The organism is Aequorivita aquimaris (assembly GCF_001573155.1).
GTDB lineage: Bacteria > Bacteroidota > Bacteroidia > Flavobacteriales > Flavobacteriaceae > Aequorivita > Aequorivita aquimaris.
Map to the genome: position 1 here is coordinate 97,885 of NZ_JRWG01000006.1, position 14,837 is coordinate 112,721.

The 14,837-nt window shown below is 38.6% G+C and carries 13 protein-coding genes; 1 reads left to right on the forward strand and 12 read right to left on the reverse strand.

The annotated features are described in order from the left end of the window. Position 1: 1 nt before the first annotated feature. From dnaG to LS48_RS10645, 5 genes are all read right to left on the reverse strand, one after another. On the reverse strand, positions 2-1,960 hold the full coding sequence (gene dnaG, locus LS48_RS10625; protein ID WP_062622622.1) for a DNA primase: 1,959 nt from the start codon (positions 1,958-1,960) through the stop codon (positions 2-4). A gap of 108 nt (positions 1,961-2,068) precedes the next feature. Beyond that, entirely contained in the window at positions 2,069-3,139 is a 1,071-nt protein-coding gene (locus LS48_RS10630; RefSeq protein ID WP_062622623.1) for a hypothetical protein, read from the reverse strand. 84 nt (positions 3,140-3,223) lie between these two features. Further along, positions 3,224-4,018, reverse strand: coding sequence for a hypothetical protein (locus tag LS48_RS10635; RefSeq protein ID WP_062622509.1), 795 nt, complete (start codon positions 4,016-4,018; stop codon positions 3,224-3,226). Then, entirely contained in the window at positions 4,005-4,571 is a 567-nt protein-coding gene (locus tag LS48_RS10640; protein ID WP_062622510.1) for an RNA polymerase sigma factor, read from the reverse strand. The genes LS48_RS10635 and LS48_RS10640 overlap by 14 nt, the downstream gene beginning before the upstream one ends. A gap of 146 nt (positions 4,572-4,717) precedes the next feature. Further along, positions 4,718-5,695, reverse strand: coding sequence for a polyprenyl synthetase family protein (locus LS48_RS10645; RefSeq protein WP_062622511.1), 978 nt, complete (start codon positions 5,693-5,695; stop codon positions 4,718-4,720). A 321-nt stretch (positions 5,696-6,016) separates the two neighbouring features. On the opposite strand from LS48_RS10645, the gene LS48_RS10655 reads away from it, so the two are divergent. Further along, positions 6,017-6,823, forward strand: coding sequence for a T9SS-dependent choice-of-anchor J family protein (locus tag LS48_RS10655; protein WP_062622513.1), 807 nt, complete (start codon positions 6,017-6,019; stop codon positions 6,821-6,823). 48 nt (positions 6,824-6,871) lie between these two features. Here the strand turns inward: LS48_RS10655 and rlmN are convergent, their stop codons facing one another. The 7 genes from rlmN to LS48_RS10690 form a co-directional block, all read right to left on the reverse strand. Continuing rightward, positions 6,872-7,912: a dual-specificity RNA methyltransferase RlmN gene (gene rlmN, locus LS48_RS10660; RefSeq protein ID WP_062622514.1), complete on the reverse strand. Its 1,041-nt coding sequence runs from the start codon at positions 7,910-7,912 to the stop codon at positions 6,872-6,874. Between the two features lie 83 nt (positions 7,913-7,995). Beyond that, complete coding sequence (locus tag LS48_RS10665; protein ID WP_062622515.1) at positions 7,996-9,654, reverse strand: T9SS type A sorting domain-containing protein; 1,659 nt, start codon at positions 9,652-9,654, stop codon at positions 7,996-7,998. A gap of 130 nt (positions 9,655-9,784) precedes the next feature. Further along, a complete protein-coding gene (gene queA / locus LS48_RS10670) occupies positions 9,785-10,834 on the reverse strand; it encodes a tRNA preQ1(34) S-adenosylmethionine ribosyltransferase-isomerase QueA (RefSeq protein ID WP_062622624.1) in 1,050 nt (349 codons plus the stop codon). Between the two features lie 169 nt (positions 10,835-11,003). Continuing rightward, positions 11,004-12,248, reverse strand: coding sequence for a 3-phosphoshikimate 1-carboxyvinyltransferase (locus tag LS48_RS10675; RefSeq protein WP_062622516.1), 1,245 nt, complete (start codon positions 12,246-12,248; stop codon positions 11,004-11,006). Beyond that, on the reverse strand, positions 12,245-12,487 hold the full coding sequence (locus tag LS48_RS10680; RefSeq protein WP_062622517.1) for a hypothetical protein: 243 nt from the start codon (positions 12,485-12,487) through the stop codon (positions 12,245-12,247). Before LS48_RS10680 ends, LS48_RS10675 begins: the two co-directional genes overlap by 4 nt. Then, entirely contained in the window at positions 12,488-12,814 is a 327-nt protein-coding gene (locus LS48_RS10685; protein ID WP_062622518.1) for a nucleotide pyrophosphohydrolase, read from the reverse strand. It lies immediately after the preceding gene. Next, positions 12,814-14,835 carry a DUF3858 domain-containing protein gene (locus LS48_RS10690; protein WP_076692461.1) on the reverse strand — a complete coding sequence of 674 codons (2,022 nt, stop codon included), beginning with the start codon at positions 14,833-14,835 and terminating at the stop codon, positions 12,814-12,816. The genes LS48_RS10685 and LS48_RS10690 overlap by 1 nt, the downstream gene beginning before the upstream one ends. Positions 14,836-14,837 lie beyond the last annotated feature (2 nt).

The window sequence follows — 14,837 nt, forward strand, 5'->3', positions numbered from 1 at the left end:
TTTACAAAACCCGGTTAAGTTTATTGGAAAGTACTTTTTTTAAACTTAAATAATCTACAATTTCCTGTAAACCTGATTCTTTTTCAGGGCTGTCCTCATGTTTCATTGTTTCGGAAAGCTCGTTTATTTTTTGGGAAACCAAATGACGACGCAGGTTCAAAATGGTCTCACTCACCATTTGGGCAATGGTTTGGTCTTTTTCTTTCACGTAGATTTCCTTTCGTTCCCAATTGTGGAGCACATAGCGCTCCTCTTCCATCAAAATATGTGTGACCGCAGAAGCCATTTCGGGCTCCAGTTCATTAATAAAAGTTTCAGCCTTCGCTTCAGGGTTTAGGTTAAAACGATTGACCACTTCAAAGTATAGATCCTTGAACTCTGGATTTGTAAATTCAATCTCATCCTCTTGCAAGTCTAAATATATTTTTTCAAAAACGCGCGACTTGTGGATTTCTGGGCGCAAGGTGATTTCGCCTTTTTCATCTGCCTCCAAAATCAATTCCTCAAAATCTTCCTCTACATTTCCATAGAGCAACAGCAGTTCAATTAATTTTTGTTCCAACTGTAGCTGAACATCTACTTTTTCAATCTTTTTTTCTGAAGGAATAACCTCAAAGGCTTCCTGCGGAACAACATTTTTTTTGGCAGCATCCTTTCTGTCTTTCTGAAATATCTGCGCAAGGGTGTTAAAGAGCACCTGTTCCGAAATATCCATAATACGCGAACATTCCTTTATGTAAACTTCGCGTTTTATAACATCCGGGATTTTGGCGATGCTATTAACCATATCGTGAATGGTCTCAGATTTTTTTATGGGATCATTCTTAGCTTCATTTGCTAGTAGCGAAGCCTTAAAGGTGATAAAATCCTTGGCGTTTTCTTCCAAATAAAGGGTAAGTTCCTCCAAAGAGTTTTTTCGCGAAAAACTATCTGGGTCCTCTCCTTCCGGAAAGGTGCAAATCTTCACGTTCATCCCCTGTTCCAATATCAAATCGATACCGCGAAGCGAAGCGCGAAGGCCTGCCGCATCACCGTCAAAAAGTACGGTTATGTTTTTTGTAAGTCTATTTATAAGCCGGATCTGTTCCGGGGTCAAGGCCGTTCCCGATGAAGAAACTACGTTGTGGATGCCTGTTTGGTAAAACTGGATAACATCGGTATATCCTTCTACCAAATAGCAATTGTCTTCCTTTGCGATGCTCTGTTTTGCGTGAAAAATTCCGTAGAGCACTTTACTTTTATGGTAAATGTCGCTTTCGGGGGAGTTTAGGTATTTCGCGGCTTTTTTTTCCGAAGTTAAAATTCGCCCACCAAAACCCAATGTACGGCCGCTCATACTGAGAATCGGGAACATTACCCTACCTTTAAAACGGTCAAATTGTTTTTCTTCTTTTACAATTGTTAAACCGGTTTTTTCCAAAAACTCAAGCTTGTAGCCTTTTTTAATAGCGTGGTTGGTAAAGGCATCCCAAGAATCTGGGGAATACCCCAGTTCAAATTTTTTGATAGTTTCATCGGTAAAACCGCGTTCCTTAAAATAGGAAAGCCCAATAGCCTTGCCCTCCTCGGTTTTGAGCAATGTGTTGTGAAAATATTCTTTTGCGAATTCGCTTACTAAGTAAAGACTTTCGCGCTCGTTGGCATGTTCCTTTTCTTCGGCAGTCTGTTCGGTTTCCTCTACTTCTATTCCATACTTTTTGGCAAGGTACTTTATGGCTTCGGGATAGGTGAAATGTTCGTGCTCCATTAAAAAAGCCACCACGTTACCGCCTTTTCCACTACTGAAATCTTTCCAAATTTGTTTAACGGGACTAACCATAAAACTCGGGGAGCGCTCATCGGTAAAAGGGCTTAGCCCCTTAAAATTGCTTCCTGATTTTTTCAACTGTACAAAATCGCCGATTACCTCCTCTACCCGGGCGGTTTCAAAAACATTGTCTATGGTGGTTTTGGAGATCAGATTATTAGATTTTTGATTTGTAAAAATAGGGATATTAAGAAAAGAAACCTGCACGAATTTTAAAAATCCATACAGGTTTTAAACAACGAATAATGAAAGGGGTTATGGCTAATCCATATCAAAACGGAGCCCAAGGGAAACGTTGCGTTGGTCTATGGGGTTATTCTTGAAAATGGTATTAAGATCATACTTGGCATACAATGCCACGCCCTGCCAACCTATATAACCACTAAGGCCATAAATGAAATTGTTTGTGTTATAATTCGCTTTAAGTTTAAGTTTTCTGTCTTCACCTTCTTCTTCAAACTTTAGTTTTTGGCGTGTGCTAAGATTGATACCGGCATACCCGCCAAGGCCAATTTTAATTTTGTTTTCGGTGGAATAACGAAAATAATCATCGTGTTCTATTTTTTTTGAAGGTCCAAATTCAAAGTGGATAGGCACTACGAGATTGTCCATGCGGAATTTTGATTTATCCAAATCCAATGGGTATTCCTGAAGTTCGGTCTGCTCGCCTGTATCTACATAATAACGGTTGTCAGTAGGTTTTAAGCCATTAAATTGAAAAGATAGGCCATACTTAACGCGCACCCAATTTGTATTTTTAAACACGCGGGTTTTCCACGCCCAGCCGAGTTCGACAAAGCGGCTTCCGGCAACTTTGAAGTCTGAGTCCTGCAAGGATTCGCCTTCTGTAATTGCATTATTGAGACCAAAAGCAAAGACCAGATCTGAGGTGGTTCGGCGATCGTATTTGCGCTTTTTATTTTTGGGACCAATGTAGAGCACATTGTCATTTTCACTGTCTTTGCCAGAGGAACCGAAGCGTAGAATAATTTGGCCATCTTCGTCTTCGTCTATGTTTCCGTTTCGTTGTATTAGTGCGACTTTATTGTCTATAATCGCCAAACGGTTCTCAATATTTAAGGCGTGTTTTTCAGCCGCCTCCTGTTTTAAGTTTTCTGCCTCAGCTTCAGTGATATTACCGCTTTCCAGGCGTTTATTGATATTTTCAACGTCAAGCTTCAATGCGTCTTTTTCTTCTTGGACAATCTTTTCTTTTAAGGAATTAAGACGCTCCACAGCGGTTTTTGTATCGTGGTCGTTTTCCTGAGCTTGGGTGCAAACCCCTGCAAGTAGCCAAAGGGCAAGGGCGGTGGTAAAAGTAATTAATTTCATAACTGTTCGATTTTTGATTAATGATGATGATGAATGTTTTTGTTTATTGTTTATTGAAAATTGAGCATTGAGCATTGAAAATTGCTAATCGTTTCTTTCTGAAACCGCGGTCCTGATTTTATTAAAACCTTCGCCGAGGGCATCAAAAACCTTGTCGCGGAAACTTTTTTCCAGCTCCCACTCTACGTCCTCCAGCAAAGCGGTGGCATCTACCTTTGGACTGCTAAGAATTCGCTGGGTTTGTATATCGTGGCGGGCGCTGTTTAGCAATGCTTCTATTTCGCCAACGGTAACTTCGGTGTTATTTTCCTGAAGCTTTTTTACCGAAGCAACCACTTCATCAACCTTAGTATTGAAAATTTTGTCTTCTTCAGGCTGCAAAGGTTTCTCTGCTTTAATGGGTTGTTTTGTTTCAGTTTTTACGGCAATGGCGTCGGTCTTTTCAATTTTTTCGTCAACGGCAGATTTTTTTGTACCGTTGGGCTGCGGAAGGAATTGCGGTTTATTTGAACGGGTTGTTTGTTTCTTTTCGGATTGCTTTTCAGAAGTATTTTCCGCTTTCGATTTTTCTTCCGAAGCGATTTCTTCCTTATTTATAATCTGTGGAATGATTTCAGAATTTTCTTCAACTTTGGTTTTTTCTGTGTTCTCATTTACTATTGGGGTGGCTATTTCCGAAGTATTTCTACTAAAGAAAATTGATGCTACGATTAGCAATCCCGCAAAACTTGCGGCAGCATAATACCAAAAAAAGTTTTTCTTTCTGGGCTGTTCGGCATCCAGTTTTGCTTCCAGTTTTTTCCATGCGTCGGCTGATGGCTTAAGTTCTCTTGCCTCCAGTTTTTCGCGGATGTTGTCTTCTAATTTATAAGGTGCCATAGCTTAGATTATTTTGTTGTTTTACCATATTTTGGAGCATTTTACGTGCTTTGAACAGTTGCGTTTTTGAAGTGTTTTCACTAATCTGCAACAGTTCTGCAATTTCACCGTGCTTGTAACCTTCTACCGCGTAGAGCACAAAAACCGTTTTATAGCCGTCGGGCAGGTTGTCTATCATTTTTTGGATTTCGGCCTCTTCAAGTTCGGTCTCTATAAAGGTGGCGTGCGCGGTGCTGTTTTCAATTTCCGTTTCTGAAATAAAATGCAATTTTTTATCTTTCCGAAGTTGCGAAATACTTTCGTTCACCATAATTCTTCTGATCCACCCCTCAAAGCTGCCTTCGTTTTTGAAGTCCTTTAAATGTGTAAACATTTTGAAAAAACCCGAAAGCATTACCTCTTCAGCCAAATCGTTGTTTTTTAAATACTGTCTGCAAACGCCCAGCATTTTTGGCGAAAACATTTCAAACAATTGATGCTGCGCACGGCGGTCTCCTTTGGATGCCTTGGCTATCAATTTTGAGTAGTTTTTATGTAAGGGTATAATTTTCAAAATAAGCTTCGCTGTTAAAGGCTTCTATTTTAATAGACGCAGGTTTTTGAAAAATGGTTGTCTGATGGGGGAAAAGCTTTCAGTTTTCAGTCGCAGTATTCAGTTAGCCACAGAATACTGCGACTGAATACTGAGACTGAGACCTGCTATTTTTTCCGGTCGATAACATAATTCACCATCAATTCCAGTGATTCTTTGTAGGGCGAAGCAGGATAGGTTTCAAGGAGTTGTAGCGCTTGTTGTTGGTACTCCTTCATTGTTGTAACGGCATAATCAAGACCGCCATTGTTTTTGACAAAAGTGATGACTTCCTTAACGCGCTGCTTGTCTTTATTGTGGTTTTTAACCGAATTGATAAGCCACTTTTTTTCTTCGGAAGACGAATTATTTAGGGCATATATTAAAGGTAGTGTCATCTTTTGTTCCTTAATATCGATACCCGTGGGCTTGCCGATGCGCTCGTTGCCATAATCAAAAAGATCATCCTTTATTTGGAAAGCAATACCAATGAGCTCGCCAAACTTGCGCATTTTTTCCACTTCCGAATCTGGTGCCATCACGGAACGGGCGCCCATGGCACAGCAAGCGGCTATTAAAGTTGCTGTTTTTTGGCGGATGATTTCAAAATAGATTTCTTCGGTAATGTCAAGCCTTCTGGCTTTTTCAATTTGCAGGAGTTCGCCCTCGCTCATTTCGCGTACGGCTACGGAAATTATTTTTAACAAGTCAAAATCGTCGTTGTCTATGGATAGCAGCAAACCTTTTGAAAGCAAATAATCACCAACGAGTACTGCGATTTTGTTTTTCCAAAGTGCGTTTATGGAAAAGAACCCGCGCCTCCGGTTGCTATCGTCCACCACATCATCGTGTACAAGCGTTGCCGTGTGGATAAGCTCGATAACGGAAGCCCCGCGGTAGGTACGTTCGTTCACTTCGCCATTGCCTGTCATTTTTGCGATCAGGAATACAAACATGGGGCGCATCTGTTTTCCTTTTCGGTTTACAACGTAATGGGTAATTCTATTTAGCAGGGAAACTTTGGAAGACATAGAAGCGGAGAACTTTTTTTCAAAAAGCTCCATTTCGGTTTCAATGGGAAGTTTGATGCGCGAAACTATCTTCATAAAGGTTCAAAGATAGTCAAATTTGAATGATGGATTTGGAGGTACTATTTTATAAAATCTACCAAAATTAGTTGCTGAAAATTTTCCTTAACAAAATTTTAGCAGTCTGGATTAATTTCCAAAAAGTAAAAAGCGCAATCAATTATAGGCTTTGCACAGAAATCTTTAAAAAGCTTGTTAATAATTGTGGAGAATACAATATAACCTGTAAACCTTATCAGAATATTCAAAAATACGTTAAACTCTTGGGATGTACAGTAAAACAGAAGGTCAAAAGTTAACTTTGGAACAATAAATTTTAACTCCTTAATTAATATTAAAATGAAAAAAATTACATTATTGGCCGCATTATTTGCTGGCTTTGCTATGAATGCACAGACTATTTTCTTTACAGACGATTTCAATGATGAAGATGTTTCAGATTGGACACGTTATGACGAAGATGGAGATGGAAATTTTTGGGCTGATCTATTTGTTGTTGAAGACGGAAACGGAAACCCTGTAACTCCAGTTTCAATTATTTCAAGATCTTGGCAAAGTTTTCCATTAACTCCAGACAATTGGATTGTTTCTCCTGCAATTGATTTAACAACTGCAAGTGGTGATGTTCAATTAACTTGGAAGGTTCAAGCTGCTGCGGCTACTTGGGATTTGGAGAACTACAGTGTATACGTTGGAACTAGTAGCGATATTGCCAATCTAGAATCAGCTACCGTTACTTTTAATGAAGTTTATGATGACCCAAATGATGAAGGAACTCAATATGAGCGTTCCTTAGATCTTTCTAGTTTAGCTGGTGAAACTGTATATGTAGCGTTCAGGCATCACGATGTTACTGATCAAGACTTCTTATCAATTGATGACGTAACAGTTTCTGGACTTTTAGCAGTTGGGACAAACGAATTCCAAGGTTTCAAACACTTTGTTGCTAACGGTCAATTAAACCTTTCTGCAAACACTGCTATGGAGCGTGTTGCCCTTTACAATATGTTGGGTCAAGAAGTAGTTTCACAAAAACTAGCTAGCAATAATGAAACTGTAAACATTGCTGGACTTCAGTCTGGTGTTTACATTGCTACCGTTTCTATTGAAGGAGCAAGCAAAACTTTCAGAATTGTAAAAAACTAATTTACATTTTATATTGAATTGAAAAGAGCGGCCAAAAGCCGCTCTTTTTTATTGTTTGTTTGCTAACTGACCACAGGCAGCGTCAATATCTTTACCGCGACTTCGGCGGACGGTAACTGGAATCCTGTCGTGTTCCAAAGCCTGAATGTAATCATCAATCACGATGGAAGAAGCTTGTTGAAAATGGCCGTCGTCTATTGGGTTGTATTCAATGATATTTACTTTGCAGGGAACGTACTTACAAAAGGTTACCAAAGCTTCAATATCGGCCCACTTATCGTTTATATCTTTCCAAACGATGTATTCGTAAGTAATTTTGCGTTTGGTTTTATTGTACCAGTATTCTAATGATTCTCGCAGATCTGGCAGTGTAAAATTCTTCGCAAAAGGCATTATCTGCTCCCGCGTTTCTTGAATGGCGGAGTGCAATGATACAGCAAGATTGAATTTCACCTCATCGTCGGCAAGCTTTTTAATCATTTTTGGCACCCCAGACGTAGATACGGTGATGCGTTTTGGGGACATTCCCAAACCGTCATCTGAGGTAATCTTTTCAATAGACTCCAAAACATTTTTATAATTCATGAGCGGTTCGCCCATTCCCATAAAAACAATATTTGAAAGCGGTTTGTCGTGATATAAGCGGCTTTCTTTATCAATTGCCACCACTTGGTCGTAAATTTCGTCGGGGTTTAGATTGCGCATTCGTTTCAACTTGGCAGTAGCGCAAAACGTACAATCCAAACTACAGCCCACTTGCGAGGAAACGCAGGCCGTGGTTCTTTTTTTAGTAGGAATTAAAACCGACTCAACTACCAAGTCGTCATGAAGTTTTACAGCATTTTTTATGGTGCCGTCATTGCTTTTTTGAAGATGGTCCACCTTTATATGGTTGATAACGAAGTTTTCATCCAAGTGTTTACGGGTTTCTTTGGAAATATTGGTCATATCATCAAAACTGTGAATTCCCTTACTCCATAACCAATCATATACCTGTGTTCCTCGGAAAGCTTTGTCGCCAATACTCTCGAAAAAACTTCGCAGTTCTTCTTTTGAAAGTGCCCGTATATCTTTTTTTTCTGAAACCATCGTGCAAAATTACTGTATTTTAAAGAAAAAAGCCTCTTTTCCTTTTCAGAATAGAGGCTTAATCTACTTAATAGAATTATGGTTTATTTATTAATAATAACTTTTTTGGTTATAGAGTCTTTGCTGTCCTCATCAATTAAGCGAAGAAAATATACACCATCCGCTAGATTAGAAACATTGATAGTGTTCATAGTGTTTGATAGTGACCCTGAATGGATACGCTGACCCACAACGTTTAAAAACTGAAATGACAGGTGCGGGTATCTATTATTCATAACTGTAATGGTTGAACTTGCAGGATTCGGGTAGATTTTAAGATCTCCCGTAATTTCAAAATCTGGAATGTTCAATAGATTTTGAAGTGTTTCCACTGTGGTGTGCCCAGAATTGGTAGGGTCTAGCCATTCCTTAAGTCGGGTTTGTTGTGTTGTCCCATAATTCCAGGAAATACCGAACCTCCCGTAAATATCGTAATCTCCATTGTTTTCCAACCCGTTGCAGGCAGATTGCCCCGCGTAAAGCTGCCCAATTATTCTTCCGTTTTCGTCAAAAAGTGGCGAACCCGATGAGCCGCTCTCTGTAGTTCCTATTTCCCAACCATTTCCGCTTCCGTGGTTACCGCCACCAATTAACCAAACTTGCGTGCCATTGGCATCTATTTTTTCGGCACCGGAATCATCGCGGCAAATTTTCATAATATCACCATTGGGGTGATGAATACCAACCTCAAATAATGGATCATTATCTGAATTATCCCAGCCTGCAAAAGCAACATCCCACGATTCTGGTATTTTGTCAAAAAGTTCAACAAGCGCAAAATCACTTTTTGCATTGTTTGCCCTCAATGCTGCCCCGCTGATGGTAAAATTTGTTTGCAAATCACCACTTTCATCTCCAGTTCCACATACTGGAGTGGGACTTACCCAATTAAACCGAATGGACCAAAGCGAAGGATTGCTGCTTTGAAGACAGTGGTTGGCTGTTAAAAGGTATGGAGTTTTATCATTTCTTGTATTATTAATCAAAGCAGCAGAACACAGATAACCATTTCCTAAGTTTAAAAGTGAAACTGCTTTTTTAACCAAATCTTTTTTAGTGTCAAAATCACTTCCTACTGGACAGTTTACATCGTAATTACATTCACCTGAGTCGTTAAGTCCACGGTTTCCTTCAAGGAGAGCATTTACCCTGCCCATTCTATATCCGTGAATTACACTATTTATCTGAAGACGCGCTACATTTTGGGTATTTGCAGGTTGGTAATATTCAATCCAAATAATATTGCCATCAACAAACCAAGTGCCTAACTGTCCATTATCTCTATTCTGGTTATTATTATAAGTACGGGTAACATCGGTCCTCTCTTGATTGTAAAGTTGAACTTTTGAGCCATGTGGTAAATAAAAATCACTAAAATTAATGCTCAGGTTTAACGCACCAGTTGATTGAATGGTAGCCTGCCATATTTTAGCCCCGTCGGGAAGTGTAGTCCACAAACCGTCGTGCTCCATATTTATATTTACGGGAACCTCAATTCCATACCGCCAGGGCATGCTTTTATCCAAATCATTAATGCTATCCTGTTGCACTATCATTTCCAAATCTAGTGGGGGAAGGCGAATAACTTCTGGCTGTTGTTGTAAATTTAGATCCCAGCTTTCAGGCAAATCATCACCAGCACCTTGTGAAAAGGCAACAAAAAAGAAAAGTGTGAAAATGAAGAAAAGTAATGTTTTTTTCATTCAACTTGCTGGTTAGTTTACAAAAGGAAGACTAAGGTATATTATTATTTTGACATTTGAAAACCAAATGCTTATAAAATAAAAAATCCCGATATACATCGGGATTCTTGACAATTATATTAAACCTGTTTTAGATTATTAACATAGCATCACCATAGGTATAAAATCTATATTTCTCCTTAATTGCTTCTGCATAGGCTTCCTTAATAAAATCATGACCCGCGAATGCTGAAACCATCATTAACAAAGTAGATTTTGGGGTATGGAAATTTGTAACCATGGCATTGGCAATGCTGAAATCATAAGGTGGAAAAATAAATTTATTTGTCCATCCTTTGTATGAATTTAGTGTGTGATTTGAAGAAACAGAACTTTCCAAAGCACGCATAGCGGTAGTGCCCACGGCGCAAACACGTTTTTTCTTTTGAATCCCAGCATTAATTATATTAACTGCCTGCTGGTCTATTTCCATCTCCTCAGAATCCATCTTGTGTTTTGAAAGATCTTCTACCTCAACAGAACTAAAAGTTCCCAGACCTACGTGAAGCGTAACTTCGGCAACATTTACTCCTTTAATTTCAAGACGCTTTAAAAGATGTTTTGAAAAATGAAGTCCAGCTGTGGGCGCCGCAACTGCTCCTTCATTTTTAGCAAAAATAGTTTGGTAGCGCTCCGCATCTTCTGGCTCTACTTCTCTTTTTATATACTTTGGAAGTGGTGTTTCACCCAATTCCGTCAATTTATTTCTGAATTCTTCATAAGACCCATCAAAAAGAAAACGCAGTGTTCTTCCGCGCGAAGTTGTATTGTCAATAACTTCTGCCACAAGGGTCTCGTCATCGCCAAAATACAGCTTGTTTCCAATTCTTATTTTTCGGGCTGGATCTACCAAAACATCCCATAGACGGGTTTCGGGATTTAATTCCCTTAAAAGAAAAACTTCAATACGGGCTCCAGTTTTCTCCTTGTTTCCGAACAAACGTGCCGGAAAAACCTTGGTATTATTGGTTACCAAAACATCATCTTCCTCAAAATAATCAATCAGATCTTTGAACATTTTGTGTTCAATGGTTTTATTTTTCCTATCCAATACCATCAAGCGCGATTCGTCACGGTTTGGCGCTGGATATTCCGCCAATAATTCTTCTGGAAGGTTAAAGTTGAAGTTTGAAAGTTTCATTCCCATAATGCGTCGTTTCTTTAAAATTTAAAATGCCCCTTTCAAGGCTTTGGTTTACAAGGGCGCAAATATACAACCTCAAAACAGGCGTTGTCAAGTAAATGACGGTTTATTATTTTTAAATGTTTGACACTGGGTGTTCGTAGCTTAAAAAATGAGGCAGAAACAGCTAATTTTTGAATTGTTCAAAAACACAATTAACACCCGTTTTTTCTATATCCTCCCAAAATTTTGGATAGGATTTTGAAACTACTCCGGCGCTGTTGATCGTAATTTCTGTTTTCAGGGCAAGTGGTGCAAAGGCCATCGCCATTCTGTGGTCCTGATACGTTTCCACAGCAATACCTTTACTAATTTTTAAACTTTTTTCAAGATTTAAGGAATTGCTATCAATTTGAACCGAAGCACCCAGTTTCTCCAATTCAGTTTTCAACGCCATGAGCCTGTCCGTTTCCTTAATTTTTAAAGTATGTAGCCCCGTCAACCTGCAACTTACGCCCAACCCGAAACAACTCACTGCAATTGTTTGTGCCAAATCTGGGGTGTTTGCAAGATTGAGAAGTAATGAATCAGGCAATTCAATGGATTTTTTTGACAGAGAAATGGTATCATCGGAAGTATTAAAAACCGTTTCCACACCCAATGAATTATATAGCTGCACCAAAGCGGCATCGCCCTGTAAGCTTTCTTCCGAAAAATTGCCGAGTGTAATTTGAAGATTTTCAGAAAGAGCTACCAAGCTGTAAAAGTAAGATGCCGAGCTCCAATCAGATTCCACAACAATCCTTACATCTTCAATACTTTTTATGGGAGAAATTACAATCGAATTTCCATCAAAATTTCCAGTAACTCCAATATTTTTCAAAAGTTGAAGTGTCATTTCTATATAGGGAATAGAAGTGATTTTGCCTTCTAAAGATATTATTAGGCCCGTGGGAAGCATTGGAGCAATCAGCATTAATGCTGAAATATATTGGCTACTGAGGTCAGCTTTGATAGTCACTTCATTCTTTTGAAGATTCTTACCCCTTATCTTTAAAGGGGGGAAACCTTCGTTTTGGGCATATTCAATATCTGCGCCCAAATTTCTAAGTGCGTTGACTAAAATTTCTATAGGACGATCTTGCATTCGCTGGCTTCCCGTGAGCAGCACATCGGCTCCTTCTTTTGCGGCGAAATAAGCGGTTAAAAAACGCATTGCGGTACCGGCATGGTGAATATCTACAGTACCTTTTAAAACCTTTAATCCTTTTTGCAGAACAGCTGTATCATCACTGTCTGAAAGGTTTTCAATAGAAATATTTGGAAATCCTGCTTGCAGAATAAGCAATCGGTTCGATTCACTTTTAGAGCCGCAAATATTGATTTTTATATTTTCTGAAGGAAGCTCTCCTTTTTTTAAATTGGCGATCATTGTCCAGAATCATTTTGTTTGAGCTTTGCCCTAAACTTTCCGAAAGTGACAAAAAAACCATAAACAAAACCTGCCAAAAAAAGTGTGAGTATAAACATTACAGGATCTCTTTCAGTAAAATACGCAATTTCAAAACCATCAATTGCCCATTTAATCAACGTGAACAATAGTGCAAAAGCCACCGCAAGTGAAAACACTGATTTCCAAAAACCCTTTGTATTTATAACTTTTTTGAACATTTATTTGAGTTTTTCATTGCTATGGTGCCTATCGTGATCGCGTTTGATTTTTAGTTTCAATTTTTTTTCAAAAGCCTTTTCAAGATCAACGCCGGTTTGGTTTGCAAGGCAGAGCACTACAAAAACAACGTCCGCTAGCTCTTCGCCCAAATCTTTATGTTTATCACTTTCCTTTTCGCTCTGTTCGCCATAACGGCGGGCAATGATACGTGCCACCTCACCCACCTCTTCCGTGAGTTGCGCCATATTTGTGAGTTCATTAAAATAGCGTACACCGTGCTGTTTTATCCACTCATCAACTACCTCTTGTGCGTTTTTAATATCCATTATGCTTTTGAAAGTACAACTTTTTCGTTTTCTTTTGCAATTAAAAGTTCATAGAACTTTTTCAAATTTCCGTATTCTTCGGCAGCAATGAAAGATTTATTGATAGAAAGTTCAACCGAAAGTTGCAATTTGTTACCTATCTGCGAAATCAAGTAACGGAAACTGCCCATATCTTCCCCTAGGTTAAACACGGCATTTTCAGGCAGGGATTCTACTTTATATCCTTCTGGCAAATCTATATTTACTATGTAACGATCCTTCATAGGATAGCCAAAATCTACAGGATATAACCGGGTATCAGGCTTGAAAGGGCTTTCTTTGGCCGCCAAGAATACCAACGGTGAAAAATATAGCTTTCCAGCAACGTCTTCAACTGCATCAACCACTTCAAAATCATAGTTTAAAGAAACAGGTTTACCTAAACTATTGAGGTTTTCAAAACTCAAGTTGGAAAGTTCTGCTTGGTTAGTCTCTTTTTCTACTGCTTTGCGCTGCGCATCTTCATTCAAACTTTTATACTCATTTCTATATTGAAAAGCATAATTACCGGTGAATCTGCTTTGAGCTTTACCTACAACTTTAAGATCTGGCTTTATTTCTGCGTTAACCATTGCACTTTTTACAGCTGGAATTTGCGGATTTAATGAGATCCAACTAGAAGATCCATCTTTGGTAATTAAACGACCTTTCCAGTTCATTATACTCGTTCTTAAAACTCCAATTTCCGCATCTTTATTGGTTGCGTCAAGAAGCACGATGCCTTGTGGGAGCTCTACGGCGGCAATTACATAGTTAAATCCGTTACGTGTAGGAAACAGCGGCATACCATGGTTTTTGGTACTCACTAAAACTGGATTGGCATTAAGATTAGCTTTTCGCAACATGGCAATGAGCATTAAATTGATATCGGCTACATTACCAGAACCTTTTTTATAGGCCTCCCTTACACCTTCGTTGGTATAATAGCCTAGGTAGTTATTCCAAGTCATTTTGTTTAATAAAAACGAAAAGATCCTAATTACTTTTTCTTCGGGATTGCTGATCCCACTTAATAGATTGTTTAAATCATCTTCGAAATAATTATCTTTTGACAATTCATTTCCGAACGAATCTACTTCATATATTCCTTTTGAAACATCTTCCCAAGTAGTTGAAAAAATCTGTTGGGGAGAACCCGGAAAATCTACATAACTTAATTCAAACTTGAGCCCAGTGGAATAATTATCTATATTTCCTGCGAATGCTTCTTCTTTTAAAGCCGGAACATTGCTTAAATTTATAATGTATATATCTTCTTTAAACTTGAAATCTCTTGCGCCACCTTTGCTCGTCAGATTACCATACCTATCATACTCGGTACGGGCATTTGCCAGTGCTACAGTTCTATCCCTACCATCTGTTTTAACCTTATAGGGCACCCATCCTTTTTGGTGGGTTTTAAAAACGAAATATTCCGGTGAAGCAAAATGAACATCTACATTCTCAACAGGAATGGTTTCCTGAAAACGAAATTCGTCAATATTGCTTATGAAGGGAGATTTAATACTATATTTATATTCAATCACGCAGCCCTCGCGTATGTCCGGCATAGTAAACTTTAATTTGTGGACATATTTGGTTGTTTTTTCTTCAAAAATACCTTCATTTTTAAGTTTTATCTCCTCAATTTTATCGCTGCCGTCCAGATAGTAGGTATATGCTCTTAGGCCAGAAATTTCATCATTTGAACCCGAGTTGCTTTGATATAGGTCAATTTCTTTTGAAGCCCAATCAAAACCTTCTTTAGTGTAAATTTTGATGCGCTCAAAAACATTAGTAACCATATAAAATCCTGAATTTGTTGAGTATTCAAAATTTGTATGGACTTCCCTGTATAATATTGCAGCTTCTGCGGTTGGGTCAGTAGGATGTTCTTTTTGAAGTAATTCTTCTTTGGAAACTTTTCCAAATTTATAATCTTGGGCCAATGATGCGTTAAAAAAACACATAACAGCTAATACGGGTAGTAAGAACGATTTCATGT

Excerpts from the sequence above, each read along its gene's own strand:
- LS48_RS10685 (WP_062622518.1), bottom strand. The coding sequence starts at position 12,814 with ATGGATATTAAAAACGCACAAGAGGTAGTTGATGAGTGGATAAAACAG.
- LS48_RS10645 (WP_062622511.1), bottom strand. The coding sequence starts at position 5,695 with ATGAAGATAGTTTCGCGCATCAAACTTCCCATTGAAACCGAAATGGAG.
- rlmN (WP_062622514.1), bottom strand. The coding sequence starts at position 7,912 with ATGGTTTCAGAAAAAAAAGATATACGGGCACTTTCAAAAGAAGAACTG.
- LS48_RS10680 (WP_062622517.1), bottom strand. The coding sequence starts at position 12,487 with ATGTTCAAAAAAGTTATAAATACAAAGGGTTTTTGGAAATCAGTGTTT.
- LS48_RS10635 (WP_062622509.1), bottom strand. The coding sequence starts at position 4,018 with ATGGCACCTTATAAATTAGAAGACAACATCCGCGAAAAACTGGAGGCA.
- LS48_RS10665 (WP_062622515.1), bottom strand. The coding sequence starts at position 9,654 with ATGAAAAAAACATTACTTTTCTTCATTTTCACACTTTTCTTTTTTGTT.
- LS48_RS10675 (WP_062622516.1), bottom strand. The coding sequence starts at position 12,248 with ATGATCGCCAATTTAAAAAAAGGAGAGCTTCCTTCAGAAAATATAAAA.
- LS48_RS10655 (WP_062622513.1), top strand. The coding sequence starts at position 6,017 with ATGAAAAAAATTACATTATTGGCCGCATTATTTGCTGGCTTTGCTATG.
- LS48_RS10690 (WP_076692461.1), bottom strand. The coding sequence starts at position 14,835 with ATGAAATCGTTCTTACTACCCGTATTAGCTGTTATGTGTTTTTTTAAC.
- LS48_RS10630 (WP_062622623.1), bottom strand. The coding sequence starts at position 3,139 with ATGAAATTAATTACTTTTACCACCGCCCTTGCCCTTTGGCTACTTGCA.
- queA (WP_062622624.1), bottom strand. The coding sequence starts at position 10,834 with ATGAAACTTTCAAACTTCAACTTTAACCTTCCAGAAGAATTATTGGCG.